Origin of the sequence: Frankia sp. Hr75.2, from assembly GCF_949319125.1 — a bacterium.
GTDB lineage: Bacteria > Actinomycetota > Actinomycetes > Frankiales > Frankiaceae > Parafrankia > Parafrankia soli.
In genome coordinates this window covers 1-23,805 of sequence record NZ_CASGGV010000285.1, presented here as the reverse complement: position 1 = coordinate 23,805, position 23,805 = coordinate 1, and the positions used below count along the sequence as shown (strand labels likewise).

The window sequence follows — 23,805 nt, the reverse complement described above, 5'->3', positions numbered from 1 at the left end:
GCGTGCCTGATGAGGTCGTCGTCGGCATCGTCGGAATGATCTCCTTCGGGCGAGTGGACGTCATGGTCGCCGAACGGCGACGAGGAGGGCGGTACGCCCACGGGATGGGCACGGCCGCGGACGGCCGTGCCGGGACCGGGTTCGAGTGACCGTGCCTGGGCCGGCGGAACGCGAGGCGTCTTCCGCCGGGGCTGATGCTCCTCACCGCGCCGCGGTTCCTCACCACCACACGGCCTGCACTGACGAAACAGTCGGGTGACGACAGGTAACCACCAGTCGCGCCGGTGGGTTCCGCTCTTTCTGCTCGGTTACTCGAACGAACGCACGGTAGCCGAACGTTCCTGGCGGTGTCCTGTCGAGACGAGGAGTCCGGGGCCGGACCCCGGCCGTGCCCGCCGTGCGAATCGGGTGGGACCACCAGAAAGGACGAAATCCCGGCGGGGGACGTCCGCCACGCTTGGTTCCCGAACGTGTTGGCAGGGTATCTCAGTGTGATCGTGGTTCGCCCAGGGCCCATCCGGGGCGGGCGGCGGCCGGCGGGGGGCGATCGGTGCTCTGGTTCGTGCTCACCTCGTTCGTGCTCGGGATGCTCGCGGCGGTGGCGGCCCGAGCGGTCCTTCCCGGCCGCCGCCCGCTGACGCTGAGGACGGCCTCCGTGCTGGGCGTCCTCGGCGCGCTGCTCGGCGGAGCCGTCGGTCAGGTCGTGCTCGCCCACCCGGCGGGCGCCGAGCCCACGTCACGGGCGGTCGTCGGGTCCCTCCTCGGCGCCCTGTTGGTGATCACGATCGGTTGGGGTGTGCGAGCGCACCGTTACCACAGTGGCCCGCGTCGAGCCGGATCCCAGCGGCCGAAGCCCGAACGCGTGGGCCCGCGCCGTTGACGGCTACCGCGCGCGGTGTCCCGCGCGGACCACCACCGTCTGCCCGATGTCCGGCCGATGTCTCGCCGATGCCCGGCGTGCCGACGGTCGGAGGTGTGCCGGCTCCCGGCCCCCACCCGCTGCCCGGCACCATGATTACGCATGCCAACCATGCATACCCGACACCGGAACTACCGGAGGTCGACACCGAACGATGTCGGGATCTGGTGCCCCGGCGTTGCTGATCGGATGGCCGCTGGATGGGCGTCTCCCGACCTGGACGACAATGTCTCCTGAGGACAGTGCGTCGTGGCGGGACGGCCTCCCCGGGGACACCCCCGGGATCACCGCGGTCGTGCGCCGGAGGAGTGACGGGTGGGTGAGACGGCGGGTCTGCGCAGCGGTATCCGCGTGCTCGTCACGATCTCCACGATCGCCGTAGCCGTGATGCTCACGCTCGCCGTGTTCGCCGCGTTGCGCGCGAACAACGCGGCCGCCGAGCGCGGCGAGCGGCTCGACCCGGCGGCGACGACCACCGCTCTTCTGCTCGCCGACTTCGTCGACCAGGAGAGCGCCGTCCGCGGCTATCTCATCACCGAGGAGCCGAGCTTCCTCGGCCCGTACATCGAGTCCGATCGCACGATTCCCCAGCAGATGAACCGGCTACAGCAACTGCTGGCCGAGTTCCCCGACCTCATCCAGGGCACCGCCGAGATCGAGGCCGCCTACCAGGCGTGGCGCAGTGATGTCGCCGAACCCGAGGTCGCCGCGATGGAGGTCGGCGACGTCCAGATCGCGCGGAACATCGAAAAGGCCGGCGGCAGGGTGCGCTTCAACGAGCTGCGCGGCCGGGTGGCGGATCTCGGGATAGCGATCGACAACGAGCAGACCACGGCGTCCGGGCGGCTGGAGAGCGCCGCGGTCCTCCTCCTCAGCTCACTGGCGAGCGCCGCGTTTGTGATTCTCGGCGTGGTACTCACGGTGTTGACCGTGCTGCGCAGGTGGCTGCTGCGCCCCATCGACGCCCTGCGCCGGGCGGTGAACGCCGTCGCTGCCGGCCGGTACGACACCAGGATCCCCGAGGTCGGGCCGGAGGAGATCGTCGAGCTCGCCGGCAACATCGAGGCGATGCGCGCGCAGCTCGTCCGGCTCGTGCGGCAGAACGAGCGGTCATGGGAGGCCCTCGCCCAGCAGGGGCCGGCGGTGGTCGCGTTGCGTGACGCGCTCACACCGTCCGTGCTGCGGGCGCCTGGGCTGGTGCTGCGGGGACGGGTCGACCCGGCGCAGGGCGAGCTCGCCGGCGACTGGTACGACTCCTTCGAGCTCCCGGACGGACGGGTCGGGATCGTGGTCGGTGACGTCTCCGGCCATGGCGCCGTGGCCGGTGTCTTCGCGTTGCGCCTCAAGCAGCTCCTCGACGCCGCGCTGACCCGGGGCGCCGATCCCGGCCAGGCGATCGAGTGGGTCGTCGACAGCCTCGGGGAGACCGACGAGATGTTCGCGACCGCGGTGGTCGCGGTGGTCGACCCCGCCAGCGGGGAGGTCCGGCTCGCCAACGCGGGCCATCCGGACGCGCTGCTGCTGCGCCGGGCGCGTCGCGCCGGGACCGCGGGCGACGTCGGAGAGGGCGCGCCCAGGGCGGGGGAGCCCGCCGGTCCGCGGACGGTTGTCGCCGTCGCCGGCACGTTCGTCGCCGGTGCCGTCGTCAGCGAGACTATCGAGGGCGAGGCCGTCGAGCGCGATGCCGCCGCAGCCGATGCCGTTGGAGCCGGTCTCGTCGGAACGGACACTTCTGGAGTGGACGCCGTCGAGGGCACGGCCGGCGCGGGGCGCGGGGCGCGCGCCGAGGCGGTGAGCCGGTCCGGGCGTGGTGCCTCCGGCGGGGAGGCGCGGGAGCCAGGACTGGCCTCGGCGGCGGCCCGCGCCGGGTCCGGAGGCGTCGGTGACGGCGCTGGCAGCCGCGCTGGCGGTGGCAGCGGTGGCAGCGGCGCTGGCGCGGGCAGCGGCGGCAGCGGTGGTGGCGGGGCTGGGGCTGGGGGCCCGGGACTCCCGGAAACGGGGCCGGGACGGCCACAGGCCGCCGGCCGCCGCGCGGAGGTGGCCTGCCTGGCCGCCACCGGGCCGATCATGTCGAGCCTGGTCGCCGCCGACGGCGCGTGGCACACCGACGTGCTGCGGCTGGAACCCGGCGACGTGCTGTTCGTGTACACCGACGGGCTGGTGGAGGCCAGGAACGCGGCCAACCAACAGTTCGGCGTCGATCGGCTCGTCGCCGAGCTGCTGCGCGACCCGCGGCGGGCGCCGGCCGAGCTGTTGGACGACGCGTTCGAGGTCGTGCGGCGCCACGCCCCGGGTCGGCCGAGCGACGACCGCACCGCGATCGTCGTCGCCCGCACCACCGAGGTCTCCCGCCCGCGCTCCTGACCGGCCCCCGCGGCTGGGAAGCGACGCGCGGCACGATCGCGACAACGATTGATCGCAATCTTCGTCGGGTACATGTCCGACCATGAGTGACGAGTCCGGTTCCGCCCTTCGGGACACGCCTGGTTCCACCGAGCAGGACGATTCCGGCGCCACGCGACGTATCCGCGCGGTGCGCTCCCGACTCAGCCCCGTCCGCCTGATCGCCTACCTCGTGCTGGTGCTCCTCGTCATCTCCGGCCTCGCGTTCGTCACCGGTTGGCGGCCGTCGATACCGAACCCGTTCGAGGAGCGGACGATCGACCGCAGCTCGCCGGCCGTGCTCCGCTCGCTCGAGGATCTCAGCGAGTACCACGCGGCGAGCGCGCACTTCGAGGTCGTCGTCGACCTGGAGGAGGACAGTCGCTGGATCCCGGACGCGCTGCGCGGGGAGCGCACGCTGTTCGTCGGGGTCGGCACCGTCGACTCGGTCATCGACTTCGGCAAGCTCGGGGACGGCGCGGTCACCGTCTCCGCGGACCGGCGGTCGGTGACCATCCAGCTGCCCGCTCCCACCATCTCCGAGCCGCGGCTCGATCTCGCCAAGAGCTACGTGGTCGCCCGCCAGCGGGGCGTGCTGAACCGGGTGGGCGGGCTGTTCGGCGGCCAGAGCAATGACTCCGAGCTCTACCAGACGGCGTCCGCGAAGATGGCCGACGCCGCGAATGCCGACGGCCAGGTGCTCGCGCTCGCGAAGACGAACACCACGGCGATGCTGCGCGGCCTTCTCGGTGCGCTCGGCTTCACCGATGTGAAGGTGACCTACGCGGAGGACCCCAAGTAACGCCCCGGGCGCCGAACCCCTCCTGCCGGTGGTCTCCCGCCGGCGGGACGGAGCAGCGGTGGGCGGAGACGCGGCCCAGCGCGATCCGGGACGACCGGACGCGCTGGGCCGCTCACGCGTTCGGCGGCCTGCCCGCCCATGGGTCCGGCTCACTGGTGGTCAGACGGCGTCCTCGCGCGAGGTTCCTCCTGGTCGGCGCCGTAACGCGGGTGACTGTCGGAGCCCGCAGCGGTTTGTCCTGCGCGGTGGGGGGTGGCGCCGCAGGAGCAGAGCCTCCTCCGACAATGGTTCTGCACATCAGTGGCATGCGAGTTACTGAGCTCACTTGCCTTCGTAAGATTGAGTCGTCTAGACTCATGCACGTGCCCGACGGAGAGGCCGATCGGGCCCGACGACGAGAGGCTTCACGCACGAGGCCCCGCCCAGAGGGGAGTACGACCGAGATGAGCACCTACCTGTGGGACCCGTTCGCCGCGTTCGAGCGCATGGACCGTGAGTTCAACGAGATCGTCCGGCGGTCGTGGGGCTCGCGGGAGCGCACCGTGCGCCCGCTGCGCGCGACGAACCGTCCGCAGAGCGTCGTGCCGAGCGCCGATGTCCTGGTCGACGGGGACGACGTTCTGATCAATCTCGAGCTGCCGGGTGTCGACGTCGAGAAGGACGTGACGGTGGAGATCGACCGCGGGGCGCTCGTCGTCCGCGGTGAGCGTTCGTCCACCCAGGAGAAGACGGTCAACGGCCGGGTACACCGCGAGCGGTGGCACGGGTCGTTCCGCCGGGAGTTCGCCCTTCCGGAGAACGTCGACGCGACCGGGATCAGCGCGCGCTACGACCGCGGTGTGCTGACCGTCCGGCTGGCGGGAGCGGCGGCGGCGCCGCGCAGCACGCGGATCCCGGTCAGCGCCTCCCCGGCGGCGGCGCAGCTGCCCACGGCGGAGGGGAGCGCCGGCACGGAGAACAGCTCCAGCGCCCAGAACAGCTCCGTCGCCGAGAGTAGTGCCCTGCGTGACGGCGGCGCGGCGGCCGAGTCGCCCGCGTCCTGACCCAACGCGGCACCGGTCGGCGCGCTAGCAGCGCCTGACCGGAGAACGAAGCATGATCGCCCCCGGTGTGCGGACCCTGTCTGGTCCGTTCGCCGGGGGCGACTGCGTTACGGGCCGAGCCGGCGTCGGCAGCCGGCCGGGGAGCGGTCAGGTGGAGGCGCGGCGGCGGGTGCCCGCCCCGGCGCGGGAGGACGACCCACGCGCGGAGGAGCCGCGCGAGGACGGGGGCGGCACCATCGGGCCGATGTCGCCGTCCGGCGCCTCGTCCAGGTCGACGACGACCGGGGCGTGGTCGCTCGTCCCGGTGCCCTTGCGGGCGGCCCGGTCTACCCACACCGCGCGTGCCCGGGCCGCGACGTCGGCCGTGGCCAGGGTCAGGTCGATGCGCATCCCGTAGTTCTTGGGGAAGCAGAGCTGACGGTAGTCCCAGTAGGTGTAGACGGTCTCGTCCGGCCAGCGCTCGCGCATCAGGTCGAGCAGGCCGGCCTCGTGCAGCCGCCCGAGCGCGGCGCGCTCGGCCTCGGTCACGTGGGTCGCGCCCTCGAACTCGGCGATGTCCCAGACGTCGGCGTCCGTCGGCGCGATGTTGAAGTCGCCGAGCGTCATCACCGGCCCCTGCGGGGCGAGCTCGGCCACGACGTCGCGCAGTGCGGCCAGCCAGGCCAGCTTGTAGGCGTAGTGCGGGTCCTCCACCGTGCGCCCGTTGGGCACGTACAGCGACCAGATCCGGATCCCGCCGCAGCTCGCGGAGATCGCCCGCGGCTCGGGCCCCGGGAACCCGGGGTCGCCGGGCAGCCCGCGCCGTACGTCCTCCAGCCCGGCGCGGGAGAGGATCGCCACCCCGTTCCAGCGGCCGTCGCCGTGGTGCGCGACCCGGTAGCCGCGGCGGAAGAGATCCTCGTCGAAGAGCTCGAGGAACGCCTCGTCCGAGAGCTTGGTCTCCTGCAGGCAGACCACGTCGGGGCTCGCGCGGTCAAGCCATTCGATCAGCCGGGGCTGCCGGGCCTTGGCCGAGTTGATGTTCCAGGTCGCGATCCGCACACCGTGAGACGGTAGTCCTCACCTCCGACAGATCTCCGCACCGACCGGTCCGTGCCATCCTCGGAGACATGACACCGATATCCGCTCCTGGCAGGAGCGCGCGGCCTGGTCGGCCGGGATTCGCCGCGGCGTTGTTCGTCGCGGCGGGCGCCGCCGGCCTCGCCGGCTGTGACCAGGTCTCCGAGGAGACCCGTGCGGCCGGCGCGACCGTGGTCTGCTCACAGATCAACATTCAGCCGAGCGAGATCGAACAGAATCCGGAGTCGGCGCGCCTGGTCGCCCTCCTCGTACGCGACCTGGCGCCCGAGGACGACATCCGGGCCATCGCCGACCGCGTCGCGGACGATCCGACGGTGCTCAGCCCCCGCGCCCAGCTCGCGGACTGGGTGGACCAGCGCTGCGGGAACGCCGTCGGCGGCTCCGGCGGCTCGGGTGGTTCCGGTGGCTCGGGTGGCGGCGGGGCAGGCGGCGGGGACTCGGACGGCGAAGACTCCGAGGAGTGACCGCGCGCCCGTACGTGCTTCTGAGCTGCGCGATGTCACTGGACGGGCGGATCGACGACTGCTCGCCCCAGCGGCTGGTCCTCTCCAGCCAGGCCGATCTCGACCGCGTGGACGAGGTCCGGGCCGGTTGCGACGCGATCCTGGTCGGTGCCCGTACGCTGCGCCGCGACAATCCCGGCCTCGCGGTCCGCTCGGAGCTCCGCCGAGCCGAGCGGACGGCGGCCGGCCGGCCGGCGACGCCGCTGCGCGCCGTCCTGACCAGCGGCGGACGGCTCGACCCGGACGCCCGCTTCTTCCTGGACGGCGCGGAGAAGGTCGTCTACCGGTTCGCCGGAGCCGCGCCCCGGCCCGCGCCTGAATCTGGGCCCGGCGCTGGAGCCGGGGCGGGTACCGGGACCGGGACGCCGGCGCCGGCCGTCCCCCCGGATCTTTCCGTGGTGGCGACCGTCGTCGATCTCGAGGCGCCGCCGCTGGAGCACCTGCTGGACGACCTGAGCCGGCGCGGCACGCGGCGCCTACTGGTCGAGGGGGGCACCACCGTGCACACCGCGTTCCTCACCGCGGGCCTGGTGGATGAGCTGCACCTGGTCATCGCGCCGTTCTTCGTCGGTGAGGCCGCCGCGCCGACGTTCGTCGGCCCGGGTTCGTTCCCGTTCGACACCGCGCACCGACTGCGGCTCGTGGACGTCCGCCAGCTCGACGGCGTCGTGCTGCTGCGTTACCTGACACCGTCCGTGACCTGATGTCGTCCGGCTGACGCCTATCCGTTTTGTGGGCCTCCCGTCGGGCAGACGGCCTAAGGGCGTTCCGCCCGAACTGTTCGTCGAGGAGGACCCGTGTCCGTACCCAGTGTCGCGCGACCAGGGCGCGCGGCCGCGTCTGCCGGCGGTGCCAAGGCCCGGCGTGCCCACGACAGCAAGGCGGTCGACCTGACCGCACGCCTCGGTTTCGCAGCCCGAGGACTGGTCTACGTCCTGATCGGGATCATCGCCCTCCAGATCGCGTTCGGCGGTTCCGGGGAGCAGGCGAACCGGCAGGGCGCGCTGCGGGAGATCTCGGACAAGCCCTTCGGCACGGCGGTGCTGATCCTGCTCGTCATCGGATTTGTCGGATATGCGCTGTAGCGCCTGCTGGAAGCGGCCGTCGGGCACCACGAGGAATCCGACGAGAAGAAGCGCACAGCCAAGCGGGTGGTGTCCGGTATCCGCGGTGTGATCTACCTTGTGATCGCGGGCAGCGTCGTCGCCTTCCTCACCTCGGGTAGTTCGGGATCCGGCTCTGGTGAGCCCGCTCCGTATACGGCACGGGTCATGGATAACACCGGTGGCCGGTGGCTGGTCGGCGCGGTCGGCCTGATTGTGGTCGGTGTCGGCATCGGCATGATCGTCAAGGGTGTGACGACCAAGTTCGAGGAGAAGCTCAGGAGCGGGGAGATGAGCCCCGCGATGCGCGCCGCCAGCAAGCGCGTCGGCCAGGTCGGCTACGTCGCGCGCGGCATCGTGTTCGGCCTGGCCGGGGTGTTCGTGGTCAAGGCCGCCGTCGAGTTCGACCCCGACGAGGCCAAGGGCTTCGACGGCACGCTCCGCACGATCGCCGACCAGGCGTACGGCCAGGTGCTGCTCGTCGTCTGTGCCGTCGGCCTGGTCCTGTTCGGTGCCTACTCCTTCATCGAGGCACGGTACCGCAAGCTCTGAACCAGCTCCCCGCACGGCCGAACCGCCCGCCGGACGAAGGCGGGCGGTTCGGATCATCCGCCCTGGTGGTTTGCTTTGTCGGTCGTCGCCTTCCGGACATGTCGCGGATCAGTGCAGAATCCGTCGGGTCGGGAAGGCAGACTAGGTGTCGTCGAGCGGACGATCAACGTCGTCGCGCGGCCACGGCGTCGCCTGGCCGGCACTGACATCGCAGCCGGCACCATGGCGGTAGGGGCAAAGGGGAGTACAGGTGGATCGGACCACGCTGAGCGTGATCAGCCCGGCGGGCCACAACACGCTGACGGGCGACGCTCCGTGCGTGGTCGGTCGAGCACGCGGCGCGGACATCGTCATCAACGACGCGCGGGTGTCCCGGCGTCATCTCGTGCTTGAGCCGGTCGCCGGCGGCTGGCATGTGCGGGACACCAGCGCCAACGGCCTCTGGCAGGACGGGCGCCGGATGGGGGACACCACGGTCCGCTCGACCGAGGTCCGTTTCCGGCTCGGCGCCGCGGACGGCCCTGAGGTCGTGCTGGTGCCCTCGTCCGTCGGGCTGGCCTCCGGTGCCGGAGCGGGCTCCGCGCCCGCCGCCTCGGCACCCGCTCCCGCGGTCCCGGCCGGGCCGCCGCCGCGCGTGGCGGGTGCGCCGGGATGGCCGTCGCCCAACCCCGGTCCCGCGCCCGTCGGCCCAGGTCACACGCCTACTCCCGGCCACGCGCCCACCCCCGGTCAGGCGCCTGCCCCCGGTCGCGCGCCCGCCTCCGGCCGGGCCCGGGTAGCGGCACCGCCGACGGCCCCGGCATCGGCCCGCCCGCCGGTCCCGGGGGGCCACCAGCCACCGCACGCCGGGGGCCCGGGCGCCGCCGGCCCGGACACCGCCTCCGCGGCGCTCGGCCTGGAGACGGCGCAGAGCGCCATCGTGCACGCCCGCCGCAAGATGCACCCGCTGCGGCCCGGCACGCTCCGGCTCGGCCGCTCGCGCGACAACGACATCTCCGTCTCGGACCTGCTCGCCTCGCGGCACCATGCCGAGCTGCTGGTCGCCCCCGGCAGGGTCGAGGTCGTCGACCTCGGGTCGGCGAACGGCACGTTCCTCAACGGCCAGCGCATCGGGCGGGCCCAGGTCGGGCAGCGCGACGTCATCGCGATCGGGCACCACCTCTACCAGCTCGAGGGCGACTCGCTGGTGGAGTACGTCGACTCGGGTGACGTCGCCTTCGAGGTGCAGGCGCTGTCGGTGTTCGCCGGCACCAAGCAGCTCATGCACGACATGACCTTCCGGCTCCCGGGCCGCTCGCTGCTCGGGGTGGTCGGTCCCAGTGGTGCGGGCAAGTCGACCCTGCTCAACGCGCTGACCGGCTTCCGCCCGGCGGACGTGGGCTCCGTCCGCTACGCCGGGCGGGATCTCTACGCCGAGTACGACGAGCTGCGCCGGCGCATCGGCTACGTCCCGCAGGCCGATCCGCTGCACGCCCAGCTCACCGTGCGTGAGGCGCTCGAGTACGGCGCCGAGCTGCGGTTCCCGGCGGACACCACGGCGCAGGAGCGGCGGGCCCGGGTGGCGGAGGTCATCGGCGAGCTCGGTCTGACCGCGCACGCCGACACGGCGGTGAGCCGGCTGTCGGGCGGGCAGAAGAAGCGGACGTCGGTGGCCCTCGAGCTGCTGACCCGGCCGTCGTTGCTGTTCCTGGACGAGCCGACGTCGGGGCTGGACCCGGCGAACGACCAGTCGGTGATGGAGACGCTGAAGGGCCTGGCCAAGGGCGGCGGGGTCGGTTCGGCGGACGAGAGCGGCCGCACGGTCATCGTCGTCACGCACAGCGTGCTGTTCCTGGACCTGTGCGACTACATCCTGGTGCTCGCCCCGGGTGGGCACGTGGCCTACTTCGGCCCGTCGGACGGGGCGCTGCGCTTCTTCGGCAAGGAGGACTTCCGCGAGTTCGCAGCCGTCTTCCGAGAGCTGGAAAGCACGCCGGGTGCGGAGATGGCGGCCCGGTTCCGTGCCTCGGAGTACTTCGTGCCCTCCGCGGTCGTGGCGCCGATCGTGCGCAAGGCGCCGGCGGAGCTGCCGAGCGTGCGCCAGCAGCCGGTCACCTCCCAGCTCGCGACGCTGACCCGGCGATATCTGCGGGTCGTGCTGGCGGACCGTTCCTACCTGCGGCTCATCGCCGCCTTCCCGTTCCTGCTCGGGATCATCCCGCGGGTGATCCCGGCCCCCGACGGGCTGAAACCCCTGCCGGACGCACCGAACCCGGACGCGATGAAGGTCCTCGTGGTGCTGGTGTTGTGTGCGTGTTTCATGGGGATGGCGAACTCGGTCCGCGAGATCGTCAAGGAACGCGACATCTACCGGCGGGAACGAACGATCGGCCTGTCTCGGACGGCCTATCTCGGTTCGAAGATCATCGTCCTCACCGGTATCACGACCCTGCAGTGCGTGATCTTCACGCTGATCGGGCTGGTCGGCCGCACGCCGCCGGAGGCGTCCCTGCTGGGCTCGCCGCTGGTGGAATGCCTGGCCGCGGTGATCGTCGCTGCGCTGGCGTCCATGATGATCGGCCTGCTCGTGTCGACACTGGTCGACAACGCGGACAAGACGATGCCGATCCTGGTGCTGGTGACCATGGCGCAGCTCGTGCTCTCCGGCGGGCTGGTGTCGCTGTCCGGCCGTCTGGTGATGGAGCAGGTCGCGTGGATCGCCCCCGCCCGGTGGGGCTTCGCGGCGCTGGCGTCCACCGACGACCTCAACGAGGTGTCCAAGCTGGGCAACGAGGTGCTGCGCACGGACCCGGCCGACGGGCTGTGGGAACACAGCGCGGGCATCTGGGTGCTCGACGTCGTCCTCGGCCTGGTCCTCGGCGCGGCGGCGCTCGCGCTGACCTCGATGATGCTGCGCCGGATCGACCCCAAGGTGACCCGGCCCGCCGGCCCGCCGCCGGGAGTCGGCCGCCCGCCGCAGGCCGGGCAGGCACCGCCGGCCGGCCCCGGTGGCCCCGGTGGCTACGGTGCCGCGCCCGGCGCGCGCCGCTAGTACGGCAACGGCATTTGGGTGTTCCCTGCTCCGCACGCCGCGGTCACCACCAACCTCAATCGATCTTGGTGTTCCGCGGAACACCGGAGCGCCGGTGCCAACCGGCGCGGCACGTCGGCTCGGGGACGAGCGGATACGTCCGCGGAAACTCCACTCGGCCGACGTCGTCCGGGCCTGGTCGGCCTGGCGCAGGCGACACCGACACCAGGCCCGACGCCGCCATTACCAACGACGAGGTCACGCACAAGTGCCGTTGCAACTAGGCGCGTCCCGCTGGGCCGATCCCGCAGGGTCCGGGGCCTAGGTCCGGGAGCGGCGTGGCGGGCGGGTCTGGCCGCCCAGGCCGCGCCCGGCGAGCAGATCGGCGACTTCCTCGCACCAGAACGCCAGCCCGCACAGCTGGTAGGTGACGAAGCCCTTGGTCAGCGTGGGGCTGTTCTGCTCGAAGACCGAGTGCCCGGCGACCTGCAGTGCCCAGCTCGCCACGAACATCGGCAGGCCCACCTTGGGCCGGCCGACGAGCAGTGGCAGGGAGAAGGCCACGCCGGGGATACCCACGAGATGAGTTGCCCGGATTCCCCGCGTGGTGTGCTGGGACCGGTAATAGGCCATCTTCTCGGCGAACGGCGCGGACGCCGGCGGCGGCTCAGGCTCCCGGGAAGTCACGGGCTCCCGGGAAGTCACGGGCCCCCTGGAAGTCACGGGCCCCCTGGAAGTCAGGGGTTCCCGGAAGGGCCCGGGTGCTGGCGCGGCCGGCCTGCCGCCGAGTGGTGAGTCGGCAGTCGTCATGGACGCCCCCTCGCTTCGTCTCGTCCCCGAACATCATCGGCGACGAGGGCGGGCAACTCCAGCCGAGCTGGTGGGTCGCCTACGTCCGGCACGGCGGGCGGCGGCGGGGATCAGCGGGCGGCCTGCTCCGCGGCCGTGCTTGGCCCGAGCGCGGGCGTCCCGGGGGCGGGGGCCGGCCCGCCCGGGGTGGCCATCGCGCGCAGAGCCTCGAGCATCTGGCGGCGCAGCTCCCCGGTCGGCGGGGCAAGCCCGAGCAGCTCGGCCAGCCACATCCCGTCGGCCGCCATGCGGATCAGCGTCGCGGCCGCCGGGTCGATGCGGTCCTGGACGAGGCGGTTCTGCCAGTGCTCGTATCGCTGGCGGAAGCGTTGCAACCGCTCGGGATCGGCGATGAGGGCGGCCAGGAACCCGACCTCGGCCGTGCTGTCCCGAGGCTGGACGCCGGCCGCCGTCGTGGCGTCCAGGTAGGCACGTGCCCAGCCGCCGGGCCGGTCGTCCAGCACCGCCCGGGCGGTGACCTCCGACTCGAACTCGTCGTTCCACCGGTCGTAGAGCGCGTCGATGAGCGACGCCCGCGTCGGAAAGTGGTGTAAGAGGCCGCCCTTGGAGACCGCCGCCTCGCGGGCGACGGCGTCCAGGCTGAGTGCCTGACTGCCGTGCCGGGTGAGGACACGCCAAGCCGCGTCCAGCAACCGTTGTCGCGTCGCAGCCGGGTCCGAGGCGGGCACGAGCGCCATTGTGCCGCACTGACCGGCCCACCTGGGGCTTCGCACCGCGCTGCCTATGCTACCGGGTTGACCGACCGTCCGGACGGACGGTAGTACTTCGACGGGACGAACCGGGCGGAGGACCCGGAAGCGCGTCAGCCCGAGCCAGGCGCTCGAGGCGGTTCGGACGCGCGCCGACGGGGGCGACGGAGCTATGCGAAGAGCAACGGGAAGCGCGGGACCATCCAGTCGGCCGTGGCCCGGCCGAGAACACCGAACCGAGCCCGCGGACCGAACCGAGCCCGCGGGCGGCGCGGGGCCAGGCATGCCGGGCATGCCGGGCATGCCGGGCATGCCGGGTGGGCCACGAGGGCCGGACGGGCCACGAGGGTCAGCAGGGCCATCCGCGGGAACCGGTCCGGGCGGGCCACAGGCCGCCTCGCTGACCCACGGCGCCGTCGGACGTCTGGTGGTCGCCCTCGGCACGGCCACGCTGCTGCAGTGGCTCGGGGCGTTCGCGATCGCGCCGATCCTCCCGCTCTACCTGGAGGAACGGGACGTCTCCGCCGGCGGGGTCGGCGTGGTCATGGCCGCGTTCTTCCTCGGCGCGCTGCTCTCCCAGTACCCCGCGGGCCTGGCCACCACGACGCGGGGGCACCGCCCGGTGCTGGTCGCGGGGCTCGTCGCCTACGCCGTGGGGTGCGCCGGGCTGATCGTCTCACCGGGGATCATGTGTGACACGGCGATGCGGGTGCTGCAGGGGGCCGGGGCCGGGGCGTTCGAGGTGGCCGTGCTCACCGCGATCGCCGCGACCGTGCCGCCGGACCTCACCGGCCGGGCCGTCAGCGCCGTCTACACCGGTCAGATCGCCGGCACCGCCATCGGTCCGCTGCTCGGCGGGCTGGCTGGCGAGCAGCGGATGGACCTGCTCTTCCTGGGCGCAGGGGTGGCCGCGGCGGTCGCCTCCGTCCCGGTGCTCGTCCTGCTCCGGCCGGACGGCCCCGGTCACGCGCCGGCGCTGTCTGTGGCCTCCACCGGCTCCGACGCCTCCGCTGTCGGTCCCACCGCGGGTGGGGGTGCGGGCGTCCCCGGTGGGCGGGCGGGCGGCGCGGAGGCGGTCGCGGCCGTGGCGGCAGTCGCCGTGCACCGCGACGGTTCCCCTGGTCATGCCGGCCGGCGGGCTCCCGCGTGGGCGTCCCGGCGGCGAACATGGTCACCCCTCGCCGTGGTGGGGCCAGGGATCGAGGGGCTGCTGCTGGTCGCCGCGGTGAACGGCCTGGCCGTCGGGACCTACGAGACCTGCTGGAGCCTCCTGCTGACCGACCGGGGCATCTCGACGGAGCTGGTCGGGCTCAGTTTCACTCTGTTCTCGCTGCCCTACATCGTCTGCGCCATGCCCGCGGGCTGGCTCGCCGACCACAACGACCGCCGATGGCTGGTGGTGGCGGCCACGGCCACGACGGGTGTCACCGTCGCCACCTACTCGTTCATCGGGTCGTTCTGGCTGATCGTCCTCGTGAGCTGTGCCGAGGCGATCGCGCTGGCCGTGAGCTTCCCATCCGCCCAGTCGCTGCTGGCGCAGGAGTCCGGGCCCGGTGGTGCCGGGCGGGCACAGGGCCTGTTCACGACGACCCAGACCGCCGCGACGGCCGGGGCGGCGCTGACGTCGGGCGCCCTGTACGCGGCGAACGCACACCTCCCGTTCGTGCTGACGGCCGTCGCGGCGCTCGCGGTCGCCGGTTCGCTGCCGTGGCTGTGGCGCAGGGTGCGGGGGACCGTGGTGCCCGCCGCCGTGCCGTCCGGGGCCGTGCCGTCCGGGGCCGTGCCGGCGGGGGCCGTGCCGGCGGCGAGCACGGGATCCGCCGGCGGGGCGCTCGCCAGCCACCTGATCACCCGGTAAGGGGGGTGCGCTGGCCGTTACGCTGGCCGCGTGGCAGGCAGCGAGGGGCTCATCCCGGTGACCGGCGGCGCGGCGTGACGGGCGAGGCGCCGCCGGGGGGCGGGGTCACGCTCGCCGGGGTCGCGCTCGAACACCCGATCATGAACGCCGCGGGCACCTGCAAGACCGTCGAGGACGTCACCGCCCTCGCCCGCGGAGCCGTCGCCGCGGTCGTCGTCGGCTCGATCACGCGAGACGCCCGCACCGGCAACGGCGGCGAGGTCTACTGGTCCGGCGGCTCCTACTCGCTCAACGCGCTCGGCCTGCCCAACCGGGGGATCGGGTACTACGCCGAACAGCTCCCGGCGATGGCCGACATCGCTCACGGGTACGGCAAGCCGCTGGTGGTCAGCGTGGCCGGGTTCGCCGCCGAGGAGTACGCGACGCTGGCCCGTGTCGCCGCGGACACCGGTGCGGACCTGATCGAGCTCAACCTCGGATGCCCGAACGTGTGGGACGGCGGCTCGCAGAAGCGCATCGCCTGCTTCGACCCCGGTCAGACCGACGCGATCTGCGCCCAGGTCGAGGCCGCCCTCGCCGCCGGCCGGGCAGGCCCCGGCCACCGGCGCGCGCCCGCGTACGGGGTCAAGGTCTCGCCGTTCTCCGATCCCGAGGCCCTGGCGGATCTGGCCGCGCTGCTCGGCCGCCGATCGGAGGCCGACGGCGGGCCGAGGTTCGTCACGGCCGTCAACACCTTCCCGAACGCCCTGGTCCTCGACGACCGACGGCGCCCCGTCCTCGACGTGGCCCTCGCCGGGCTGAGTGGAGCCGCGCTCAAGCCGGTGGGCCTCGGCCAGGTGCGCCAGCTCCGTGCCCTCCTGCCCGAGCAGGTGGACGTCGTCGGCGTCGGCGGCGTGCTGGGCGGCCGGGACGTCGCCGACTACCTGGCCGCCGGCGCCCGAGCGGTCCAGGGGGCGACGGCCTTCTGGAACCGGGGCGAGGACCCGACGGTCTTCGGTGACATCCTCAGCGACTGGATCGACGCCGGGAGCATGGCAGACACGAGCGCCGGGGTCGGCTGAGCGACTGGAGCGCGGCCGCCAGCGCCGCGCGAAAGGCGCCGCCGAGGCGGCTGAGCCCCGTGCAGGTGAGCCCGTGCAGGCCGTCAGTGCCGCTCGGGAAGCTCGATCACCACGTTCGTCGCCTTCACGGTGCCCACGGCGAGCACGCCGGGCTCCAGGCCCAGCTCGTCCGCGGCCTCGCGGCTCATCAGCGAGACCACGCGGTGCCGCCCCGACTGGATCTCCACCTGGGCCATCACGTCGTCGCGGCGCACCCGCGTCACGATGCCGGGAAAGCGGTTGCGCGCCGAGGCGCCGACGATCGCCGGTGGGGTCAGCGGCAGCTCGCCGGCGATGTCGATCGCGAACTGCGCGAGCACGGCTCCCTCGACGGCCTGCCGGCCCGCTCCGTCACGCACCGTTGGTAGCCGGCCGCCGTCGGCCCAGCGACGCACGGTGTCGTCGCTGACGCCGAGCAGTCCGGCGACCTCGCTGATCCTGAAGGTCGACATGCCGGCACCATATCCGGCCCCGCTGTCGGTGGCGTCGCGGCCGGTCGCGGCCCGATCCCCGTCGGGGGAGCGCGGCGTGGCCCCGTGGTGTTCCGTCTCATGACGGGAGCCGGCCGGGGCCGGCCGCCTCGTATCGTGGTCCGCGTGAGGCGGGGTGCGGACGGGCTGGTCCCGGGGCCGCGGAAGCTGCCGGGGGGCCGGTGTGATGGACGAGGGTTCGGAGGAGCCGGAGCCCGAGGCGGTGCCTGCCGCGCGGCGGCGTCCACCCGGGTCGCTGGAGGAAGAGGTGCTCGGTGTGCTGCACCGCTCCGGGGAGCTCTCGCCGGGTGAGGTCCGCGATCTTCTTCCTGCCACCGCGAGGCTGTCCTACAGCGCGGTGGTCACCACTCTCACCCGCCTGCACACCAAGGGTGTGGTCACCCGTCGGCGGCACGGGCGGGGCTATGTCTACTCCGCGCCGGGGGATCCAGCCACGCTCGTCGCGTGGCGGATGAACCGGCTTCTCGCCGGGCAGGCCGATCACCGCCGTGCCCTGACGCACTTCATCGCCGCGCTCTCGCCCACCGACGAGGCGCTCGTCCGCGATCTTCTCGCCTCCGCGCCGGCCCCCGCCGAGCACGGTGAGCACGGTGAGCACGGGCGCGGCTCCGAGCCGCGCCGGCAGGGCTGAGCCCGGTGGTCGACCAACTGCTCGTATCCCTCGTCCTGGCGCCCGCGGCGGGTGTGGTGACGAGCCGCATCCTGGTCGATCGGCTGCCCCCGCGGGTTGCGGTGCTCGGGTTCACCGCCGCCGCGGTCCTGTTCGCGCTGGCCAGCGCCGCGAGCCTGCTCGCGTTCGGGATGCCCGCGGCGGCGGGCCTGATCGGGTTCGCCCCCGACCTGCGCGCGGTGGCGCGCTCCTGGCAGATCGCCGTGGCACCGCTGTGGGCGTCGTGGATGTGCCTGGCGCTCGGCGCGGCCGTGATCACCTCGGTGGCGGTGACCGGGCGGCGCCAGTACGACTCCCTGCGCGCGGCCCGCACGGAGGCGGCGGCGCTGCCGGGAACCGGCGAGGTGGTGGTGATCCCCGACGGCCGTCCGGACGCCTTCGCGCTTCCCGGCGCGCCGGGGCGGATCGTCGTCACGGAGGGAATGCTCACGGCGCTCGGTGACGGCCGCCACCAGGCGCTCCTCGCTCACGAGCGGGCGCACCTGGCCGGCCGGCACCACCGCTTCGCGTTCACCGCGCGCCTCGCGGCCGCTGCCCTCCCAGCGTTGCGCCCCATGGTCACCCTGATCGACTACGTGATCGAGCGCTGGGCGGACGAGCAGGCTGCACAGGAGGTCGGCGACCGCCGGTCGGTCGCCCACGTCGTCGGAACAGCCGCGCTCGCCGCGACGGAACAGGCCGACCGGCATTCGGCGGCCGCCGGGACGGGAAGTTCACGGATCGGGCGGCGGGTCCCGTCCACGCTCCAGCGGATCGTGCGCGGCCCCGGGTGGCCAGGCGAGCCCTGCCACGACCTCGTCCGCGGCGAGCACGCCCGGCACGCTCAGTCCGCCCCGCACGCTCAGCCCGCCCCGCCAGCCCGGCACTCCAAGCGCAGGGGCCTCGCCCGCAGTCGGCGCCAGCGGGCCGAGGCCGTCCCGCCGGCGATGCTGCGGGCCGGCGCGCCCGGCCGCGGTCCCCGGCCCGGGCCGGTGCCACGCCGGATCGCGGCCCTGCTCGACGCGCCGCTGCGGGGCAACCGCGGGCTGCTGCTGGTGGCCCTGCCGGCGGCCCTCGCCGCCGCGTCGTGCGGTGTCGCCGTCGAGGCGTTGCTCGACCTGCCCTACCGCCGCGTGTTCGCCATCGCCGAATCCTGAACAGCCGCCCCGAACCCTGATCGGCCGCCCTCGGACGAGGGCTCGGCGAGGGCCCGCGCCCGTCGGCTCACCCGACGATCGTGATCGGGGTGCCGAGCGGGACGACGTCCACCAGCCGGAGCAGGTCGGCGTTGCGCAGCCGGACGCATCCCATACTCACGTCCGAGCCGACCAGGTCCGGGCGGTTGGTGCCGTGCAGGCCGATGATGCCCTCGGCGCCGTTGAACTGGGTGATCACGTCGGAGAACCCGGACAGGCCGAAGGCGAACGGCCCCCAGGGGCCGTTCGGGTCGCCCGGGCGCAACAGCTCGGTCAGGTAGAACGTGCCGGTCGGGGTGGGGGTCGCCCCGGTACCGATCCCGACCGGCAGCTTCGTGACCACCGTGTTGTCGCGAAAGATCGTCAGCTGGTGCTCCGAGCGGTCGACGAGCAGCTCGAACGGCGTGGTCGAGATCGTCGTGTCCGCCGTGCGAACCCATCCCACGCTGCCGTTCGGCCGGACGGGAACCTTGACCCGCAGCCAGGCGGGCTGCCGCTCCTCGACGCCGAAGAGCAGCGGAACACCGCGGGGGTTCGGGCTCGCCAACGTCCAGCGTGGCTCGTCGTCGCCGGGCCGCCCGAAGATCTTGATCTGGGGGACGTCCGCGTGCGCGACCCAGCTCCAGCCGGCGGGCAGAGCCAGCTCGGCGCCGTCGCCGGCGGGCGTGCCGTCCTCGCGGGGCGTCGCGCCGCCGACGCGCGGGCCGACCGAAGGGCTCGCGCCGGGCGCCGGGTGGGGGCGCGGGCCGGGATCCGGTGCGGGACTCCGACCGGACCCGCCGCAGCCGGCGAGCAGCGTCATGCCCACCATCGCGGACAGCAGGACAGCGGTGGCCGCTGCCGGCCCACGCCGCCGGCCAGCGGTGTCCTGCTGTCCCCGCCGCATCCTTCCAGTCATGCCCCCCCACACCCCCCGAGACGCGTGCCTTGCCGTGCCGGCGTCACGGCCGCGGCTGGGCCGGGTGGTCCGGCGGGACCACGAGCGCGGAGATCGTCTGTCCCCCTGGCAGCCACCTCGCTACCCTGCGGCCACTGTCGTCGCTCAGAGTAATGAAAGGGAGGGGGGATCATGCGAACGCCAGCCCGGCGGATGAACCGCGCCGCAGCCATCGTCGCCGGGCCCTGCTGCCGGGCGGGGCATCAGCGCCCGTCCGGCAGCAGGGCAGGCGGCTCAGGGCAGGCGGGCCAGGATCCGGTAGGCGTTCGAGCGCCTACCGGTGGTGAGGTACGGCCGGCTCGCCATGTCCCACGCGATCGCCGCCGGCATCGCGGTGAACACCGCCGCGCCGACGAGGGCGCGCCGGCCGCGGGCCAGGCCGGGCCGGCTGACCTCGCGCCACGGGACGGCCGGTGACGGTGTCGCGCGCTGCCACATCCCCCAGAAGACCACCGGGGCGTCCCCGCGCTGGTGCGTCTCGCCGAAGCGCACGTCCAGCACCTCGAGGCCGACCTCGCCGAGGGCGGCCGTCAGGTTGTCGGCCGGGACGAGATGCTGGTGCTGCGGCACGAACCAGCCCGGCCAGTACGTCCCGTACCACCGGGCGGCCGGGCTCTGCGCGTTCGGCACCTCGATGAGCAGGTGGCCGCCCGGGGCGAGGACCTCGGCGGCGGCGCGCAGCTCGGCCCGCGGGTCCCGGGTGTGTTCGAGGTAGTGGAACATGCTCACGACGTCGTAGCGCCCGCTCATCGTCCCGGCGAGGTCGGGCAGCAGCCCCCGGTAGGCCTGGTCGACCCAGCCCCGGCGCTCCGCCTCGCCTATGGCCGCGCCGATGTCCAGACCGTCGAACGAGGTCGTCGGCCACACCTCGCGTGCGGCGGCGCAGAAGTGCCCGAACCCGCCGCCGACGTCCAGCCAGCGCCGTGGCGTGGGTATGTCGATCCGCGCCCGTTCCAGGTAGCTGTCGGTGTTGCGGCGGAAGAGCTCCTCGGTCAGCCCGGAGCCCAGGCCGGAGTAGGTGTCCCGGTAGTAGAAGTCGAGGCCGTCGAGGGTCAGCCGCGGGTTCTGGAAAACATGGCCGCAGCCGCCGCAGCGGTCGTACCGGAACACCCCCGGCTTGACCTGGATGGCGTCCGCGCCGCGCAGGGCCAGCGAGAGGTCCGTGCCGCCGCACCAGGGGCAGCTCGTCGTGGCCGGCTCCAGGAACCGGTCGATGCCGGCGGCCAGGTCGGCGGCGTACTCACGCCGCTTCGCGGCCAGCACGGCGGGCTCGGGGGCGGGCGGCCCCGGCCTGGGCAGGTCCACGCCCGAGCCCGTCACCGCGCCGCCGACCGCCGACGCGAGGGTCCGCAGCGCGGGCCGCCGGCGGGTCAGCGGGCTGCGGACGAGGTCGGTGGCGGGCACCCGGATGCGCCCGGCTCCGACGACCAACGGCTGCAGCCACGACAGCACCGCCGCGCCGAGCGCCCAGCCCGGGGCCGCGGTGGCCCCGGCGGCCACCGCGAGGTCGCGGGCGAGAGGGAAGAACGGTTGGCCGGGCTCCCACGGGCGAGCGGCGAACTGCACCGCGACCCGGTCCGACCCGTCCGCCGACCCGGTCGGCGGCCCGCCGTCCGCGGGTGTGAAGCCGTCCGCGGTGGTGAGGCCCGGCAGGATCGCCAGATCCGTCGACGCGGGCGCGAGCAGCTTGAGGGCCGCCGTCGCCGCGACCAGGTCGACGCGGCTCGGGTCCTTCAGGTCGAGCCCGGTGCGCTCCAGGACGTCCCGGTCGACCAGCAGCGCACGGAAGGCTCCGCGCCCCCGTTCCAGCCGCTGGGTGCGGTAACGCGCCGGATCGACCAGCCGCGCGAGGTCGAGCAGTTCGTGCGCGGGCAGCTCGGCCGGCACGAGGTCCAGGACGGTGAGGCCCTCCCGCAGCGCGTGCGCGCTCGCCGCCCGCCGGGCCGGCTCGTCGAGGCGGACGCCGTCCGCCAGCAGAAAGACGTGCGAGGGGTGTACCGGCTCGTCGGCCGGTGCGATGACGGCGAGTGCCCGCATCCGTGCGCGCAGCCGCAGGCCGTTGATCCCGACGCCCGCGCATGCGGCGACCGGCAACAGTGCTCGACGGTTCATGACGCCTCCTGTCTTGGCACCTCCGGAGGCGCCGCGACGGTCACCTCGCAACGTACGTCCCCGTGCGCTCCGCTCCGCGCCCACCCCACCCCGCTTGGCGATCCATGATGGTGTGTACGGTTCGCTCCCGTTGCCGGCTGGTTTCGGTTCCCGGCCGGTTCCGAGCGGTCCGGTTCCGAGCGGTCCGGTCCGGGCAGGTGAGGTCACAGACGGTGCGAGGAGACGGATCGGGCGACTCGCGGGCGAGGGGATGGTCAATGCGGCGTGTGCGGGTCGTCGGGGTGGCGCTCGCGGTCGTCCTGGCGGCGCTGGCCGGTGTCACGGCGTTCGCCTGGGCGGTCCGCGGCACCGACGCGGGCGGCTCGATGGCGGACCGGCTCAGCCTCGCCGACGGCGACACCGCAGGCGGCTCCGCCAGGGCGGGGGACCCGGGCGGCGGCGCGGCGGGCGCGGAATCCGGGCGCGGCACCGCGGAGCACCCCGCCGAGGGCCCGGAAACCGGCGCCGACGAGCTGTCGGCCGCCGACCCGGGCGGCGCGGGGAGCGGCCCCGGCGCCGGTTCGGCCGAGGAGAACAGCTGGGTCGAGTCCACGCTGGCCGGCCTGTCGCTGGAGCAGCGCGTAGGCCAGATGATGATGGGATACGTCTTCGGTACCGCGGGCGCCGACCGGAGCCCGGCCGTTGTCACCGCGAACCGGCGGACGTCCGGTGTGGACACGGCTGCCGAAGCCGTCGCGAGACGGGGCCTGGGCGGCGTGATCTACTTCGACGCCGGCGGGACGGGCCCGGGGGCGCTCCCGGACAACATCGTCAACCCGAACCAGGTCAAGTCGCTGTCCGCGGACCTGAGCGCGGCGGCCAGCATCCCGCTGCTGATCGCCGCGGACCAGGAGCAGGGAACGGTGCTGCGCGTCCGGGACGGCGTGACCCTGCTGCCCGGCCAGATGGCACAGGGCGCGACGGGACGTCCCACCGACGCGCGGGACGCCGCGCAGATCACCGGCGCGGACCTGCGCGCCCTGGGCATCAACGTCGACTTCGCCCCGGACGCGGACGTCAACAGCGACCCGGCGAACCCCGTGATCGGTGAGCGCTCCTTCGGCGACGACCCTGCGGCGGTCGGGCGGTTCACCGCGGCGGCGGTCGAAGGATACCGGCAGGTCGGGGTGGCCGCGGCCGCGAAACACTTTCCCGGGCACGGCGCGACGTCCGTCGACAGCCACGCCGACCTGCCGACGATCACCAGAGACCGGGCGGCGCTGACGGCGCTCGACCTGCCGCCGTTCCGGGCGGCGATCGCCGCGGGCGTACCGATGGTCATGGTCGGTCATCTGAACGTCCCCGCGCTCGACCCGGCCGCGCCGGCGACGCTGTCGAAGCCGGTGGTCGACGGCCTGCTGCGCCACGAGCTCCGCTTCGACGGCGTCATCGTCACCGACGCGCTGAACATGGCCGCGATCACCGAGCACAACACGCCCGGCGGCGCGGCGGTGCGAGCCGTCCAGGCCGGCGTCGACATGCTGCTGATGCCGCCGGACCTGGCGCAGGCGCTTGATGCTGTGGTTTCCGCTGTGCGCTCCGGGGCGATCGTTCCGGAGCGGATCGACGCGTCGGTACGTCGAATCCTGAGGATGAAGTGGAGGCTGGCGCACACCGAGCCCGCCGCGGCCCGAACCCCCGAGGAGGCGGCGGCCACCGCAGCCGCGATCGCCGAGCGGGCGATCACGCTCCTTGACCAGCCGACGTGTGACCTGCTCCCGCTCAGCCGCGGCACCGCCGGCGCAGGTGCGGGCGGGACGCAGCCGGCGGTGGAGGTCTCCGGGCCGTCAGGCGCCGCGAAGATGCTCGTGGACGCCCTGGGTGCCCGGGGGATCGGCGCCCGGTTGGCCGCCCAGGGCTCCGGCCGCCCGCCAGCGCCGCCCGCAGCGGGCGCCTCGGGAGCGGGTACGGCTGTGGTCCGGGTGGTGCTGGTCGGGAACTCGCCGCCGCCCGTCACCGATCGGCGGACCGTGGTCGTGTCGACCGGGACGCCCTACCGTCCGCCGGTGGCCGCAGGGGCGTGGCTGGCGAGCTATTCACGCGACCCAGCGTCGATGAAGGCGCTGGCGGCGGTGCTGGCCGGCGCGGTGCCACCCTCCGGCCGGCTGCCGGTCGTCACCCGAACCGCGACCGGCACCGCGTTGCCGCGCGGCGCAGGCCTACCGACCCCGCGCGCCTGCTGACCTCGGCCGCTCCTCCCGACCCGTGGTCGGTGGCGTGCCTGCCGCCGGGCCCCATCGCCGCAGGTGGTGGGCTGTGGTCCGCGCCGGTCGGGGTCGGCGCTGCGCCCCGTCGACGTTGCCCGGCAGGAGCCCGGGCGGAGGCCTACCGCCCGGGCTCCTGCCGGGGATTGATAGCACTTTGCCCAGCGCCAGGGCCGCCACCGTGGACCCCAAACCACCACAACCTGGGCGCTAGAAAACAACTGTGGCGGGGGGGTGGGTGCCAGGGCGCACCACCCCCCCCCCCC

At 73.8% G+C, this 23,805-nt stretch carries 21 protein-coding genes; 15 read left to right on the top strand and 6 right to left on the bottom strand.

All coding sequences use genetic code 11. The annotated features are described in order from the left end of the window. Positions 1–2: 2 nt before the first annotated feature. From AC559T_RS19425 to AC559T_RS19405, 5 genes are all read left to right on the top strand, one after another. The gene (locus tag AC559T_RS19425; protein ID WP_157904237.1) at positions 3–149 is read left to right on the top strand and encodes a hypothetical protein; all 147 of its coding nucleotides are present in this window, start codon (positions 3–5) and stop codon (positions 147–149) included. A gap of 401 nt (positions 150–550) precedes the next feature. Beyond that, positions 551–880 carry a hypothetical protein gene (locus tag AC559T_RS19420; protein ID WP_498869651.1) on the top strand — a complete coding sequence of 110 codons (330 nt, stop codon included), beginning with the start codon at positions 551–553 and terminating at the stop codon, positions 878–880. Between the two features lie 354 nt (positions 881–1,234). Next, positions 1,235–3,283 (top strand): SpoIIE family protein phosphatase, encoded by a 2,049-nt coding sequence (locus AC559T_RS19415; RefSeq protein ID WP_498869650.1) that lies wholly within the window; start codon positions 1,235–1,237, stop codon positions 3,281–3,283. 82 nt (positions 3,284–3,365) lie between these two features. Then, positions 3,366–4,103 (top strand): DUF4230 domain-containing protein, encoded by a 738-nt coding sequence (locus AC559T_RS19410; RefSeq protein ID WP_071061472.1) that lies wholly within the window; start codon positions 3,366–3,368, stop codon positions 4,101–4,103. A 443-nt stretch (positions 4,104–4,546) separates the two neighbouring features. After that, positions 4,547–5,146, top strand: coding sequence for an Hsp20/alpha crystallin family protein (locus AC559T_RS19405; RefSeq protein WP_498869649.1), 600 nt, complete (start codon positions 4,547–4,549; stop codon positions 5,144–5,146). A gap of 147 nt (positions 5,147–5,293) precedes the next feature. Here the strand turns inward: AC559T_RS19405 and AC559T_RS19400 are convergent, their stop codons facing one another. Further along, positions 5,294–6,187, bottom strand: a complete 894-nt coding sequence (locus tag AC559T_RS19400; RefSeq protein ID WP_498869648.1) for an exodeoxyribonuclease III — start codon at positions 6,185–6,187, stop codon at positions 5,294–5,296. 68 nt (positions 6,188–6,255) lie between these two features. On the opposite strand from AC559T_RS19400, the gene AC559T_RS19395 reads away from it, so the two are divergent. The 5 genes from AC559T_RS19395 (at position 6,256) to AC559T_RS19375 (ending at position 11,415) form a co-directional block, all read left to right on the top strand. Next, positions 6,256–6,690 carry a hypothetical protein gene (locus tag AC559T_RS19395; RefSeq protein WP_368953416.1) on the top strand — a complete coding sequence of 145 codons (435 nt, stop codon included), beginning with the start codon at positions 6,256–6,258 and terminating at the stop codon, positions 6,688–6,690. Then, positions 6,687–7,433, top strand: a complete 747-nt coding sequence (locus tag AC559T_RS19390; protein ID WP_112108800.1) for a RibD family protein — start codon at positions 6,687–6,689, stop codon at positions 7,431–7,433. The genes AC559T_RS19395 and AC559T_RS19390 overlap by 4 nt, the downstream gene beginning before the upstream one ends. A gap of 93 nt (positions 7,434–7,526) precedes the next feature. After that, positions 7,527–7,814 carry a DUF1206 domain-containing protein gene (locus tag AC559T_RS19385; protein ID WP_498869647.1) on the top strand — a complete coding sequence of 96 codons (288 nt, stop codon included), beginning with the start codon at positions 7,527–7,529 and terminating at the stop codon, positions 7,812–7,814. A 66-nt stretch (positions 7,815–7,880) separates the two neighbouring features. Further along, the gene (locus tag AC559T_RS19380) at positions 7,881–8,384 is read left to right on the top strand and encodes a DUF1206 domain-containing protein (RefSeq protein WP_498869646.1); all 504 of its coding nucleotides are present in this window, start codon (positions 7,881–7,883) and stop codon (positions 8,382–8,384) included. A gap of 250 nt (positions 8,385–8,634) precedes the next feature. Then, positions 8,635–11,415, top strand: a complete 2,781-nt coding sequence (locus AC559T_RS19375; protein WP_498869645.1) for an ATP-binding cassette domain-containing protein — start codon at positions 8,635–8,637, stop codon at positions 11,413–11,415. 300 nt (positions 11,416–11,715) lie between these two features. Here the strand turns inward: AC559T_RS19375 and AC559T_RS19370 are convergent, their stop codons facing one another. After that, positions 11,716–12,081: a DUF962 domain-containing protein gene (locus AC559T_RS19370; RefSeq protein WP_235015031.1), complete on the bottom strand. Its 366-nt coding sequence runs from the start codon at positions 12,079–12,081 to the stop codon at positions 11,716–11,718. Between the two features lie 233 nt (positions 12,082–12,314). Next, positions 12,315–12,941, bottom strand: a complete 627-nt coding sequence (locus AC559T_RS19365; protein WP_071061486.1) for a TetR/AcrR family transcriptional regulator — start codon at positions 12,939–12,941, stop codon at positions 12,315–12,317. A 322-nt stretch (positions 12,942–13,263) separates the two neighbouring features. On the opposite strand from AC559T_RS19365, the gene AC559T_RS19360 reads away from it, so the two are divergent. Beyond that, positions 13,264–14,811, top strand: a complete 1,548-nt coding sequence (locus tag AC559T_RS19360) for an MFS transporter (RefSeq protein WP_498869668.1) — start codon at positions 13,264–13,266, stop codon at positions 14,809–14,811. 74 nt (positions 14,812–14,885) lie between these two features. Then, a complete protein-coding gene (locus AC559T_RS19355) occupies positions 14,886–15,872 on the top strand; it encodes a tRNA-dihydrouridine synthase (protein ID WP_131622150.1) in 987 nt (328 codons plus the stop codon). A gap of 83 nt (positions 15,873–15,955) precedes the next feature. Here the strand turns inward: AC559T_RS19355 and AC559T_RS19350 are convergent, their stop codons facing one another. Then, positions 15,956–16,363, bottom strand: a complete 408-nt coding sequence (locus AC559T_RS19350) for a TOBE domain-containing protein (RefSeq protein ID WP_020462748.1) — start codon at positions 16,361–16,363, stop codon at positions 15,956–15,958. A gap of 205 nt (positions 16,364–16,568) precedes the next feature. On the opposite strand from AC559T_RS19350, the gene AC559T_RS19345 reads away from it, so the two are divergent. Further along, complete coding sequence (locus AC559T_RS19345) at positions 16,569–17,033, top strand: BlaI/MecI/CopY family transcriptional regulator (RefSeq protein ID WP_071061488.1); 465 nt, start codon at positions 16,569–16,571, stop codon at positions 17,031–17,033. 5 nt (positions 17,034–17,038) lie between these two features. Beyond that, complete coding sequence (locus AC559T_RS19340; RefSeq protein WP_498869644.1) at positions 17,039–18,208, top strand: M48 family metalloprotease; 1,170 nt, start codon at positions 17,039–17,041, stop codon at positions 18,206–18,208. Positions 18,209–18,275: 67 nt separating this feature from the next. On the opposite strand, the gene AC559T_RS19335 is transcribed toward AC559T_RS19340, so the two are convergent. Both AC559T_RS19335 and AC559T_RS19330 read right to left on the bottom strand, forming a co-directional pair. After that, positions 18,276–19,133 (bottom strand): L,D-transpeptidase, encoded by an 858-nt coding sequence (locus AC559T_RS19335; protein WP_498869643.1) that lies wholly within the window; start codon positions 19,131–19,133, stop codon positions 18,276–18,278. A gap of 285 nt (positions 19,134–19,418) precedes the next feature. After that, positions 19,419–21,296 (bottom strand): class I SAM-dependent methyltransferase, encoded by a 1,878-nt coding sequence (locus AC559T_RS19330; RefSeq protein ID WP_498869642.1) that lies wholly within the window; start codon positions 21,294–21,296, stop codon positions 19,419–19,421. A gap of 257 nt (positions 21,297–21,553) precedes the next feature. Here AC559T_RS19330 and AC559T_RS19325 point away from each other — a divergent pair, with 257 nt between their 5' ends. Next, the gene (locus AC559T_RS19325; protein ID WP_498869641.1) at positions 21,554–23,518 is read left to right on the top strand and encodes a glycoside hydrolase family 3 protein; all 1,965 of its coding nucleotides are present in this window, start codon (positions 21,554–21,556) and stop codon (positions 23,516–23,518) included. Positions 23,519–23,805 lie beyond the last annotated feature (287 nt).

Excerpts from the sequence above, each read along its gene's own strand:
- AC559T_RS19350 (WP_020462748.1), bottom strand. The coding sequence starts at position 16,363 with ATGTCGACCTTCAGGATCAGCGAGGTCGCCGGACTGCTCGGCGTCAGC.
- AC559T_RS19405 (WP_498869649.1), top strand. The coding sequence starts at position 4,547 with ATGAGCACCTACCTGTGGGACCCGTTCGCCGCGTTCGAGCGCATGGAC.
- AC559T_RS19345 (WP_071061488.1), top strand. The coding sequence starts at position 16,569 with ATGGACGAGGGTTCGGAGGAGCCGGAGCCCGAGGCGGTGCCTGCCGCG.
- AC559T_RS19360 (WP_498869668.1), top strand. The coding sequence starts at position 13,264 with ATGCCGGGTGGGCCACGAGGGCCGGACGGGCCACGAGGGTCAGCAGGG.
- AC559T_RS19410 (WP_071061472.1), top strand. The coding sequence starts at position 3,366 with ATGAGTGACGAGTCCGGTTCCGCCCTTCGGGACACGCCTGGTTCCACC.
- AC559T_RS19330 (WP_498869642.1), bottom strand. The coding sequence starts at position 21,296 with ATGAACCGTCGAGCACTGTTGCCGGTCGCCGCATGCGCGGGCGTCGGG.
- AC559T_RS19325 (WP_498869641.1), top strand. The coding sequence starts at position 21,554 with ATGCGGCGTGTGCGGGTCGTCGGGGTGGCGCTCGCGGTCGTCCTGGCG.
- AC559T_RS19335 (WP_498869643.1), bottom strand. The coding sequence starts at position 19,133 with ATGCGGCGGGGACAGCAGGACACCGCTGGCCGGCGGCGTGGGCCGGCA.
- AC559T_RS19365 (WP_071061486.1), bottom strand. The coding sequence starts at position 12,941 with ATGGCGCTCGTGCCCGCCTCGGACCCGGCTGCGACGCGACAACGGTTG.
- AC559T_RS19395 (WP_368953416.1), top strand. The coding sequence starts at position 6,256 with ATGACACCGATATCCGCTCCTGGCAGGAGCGCGCGGCCTGGTCGGCCG.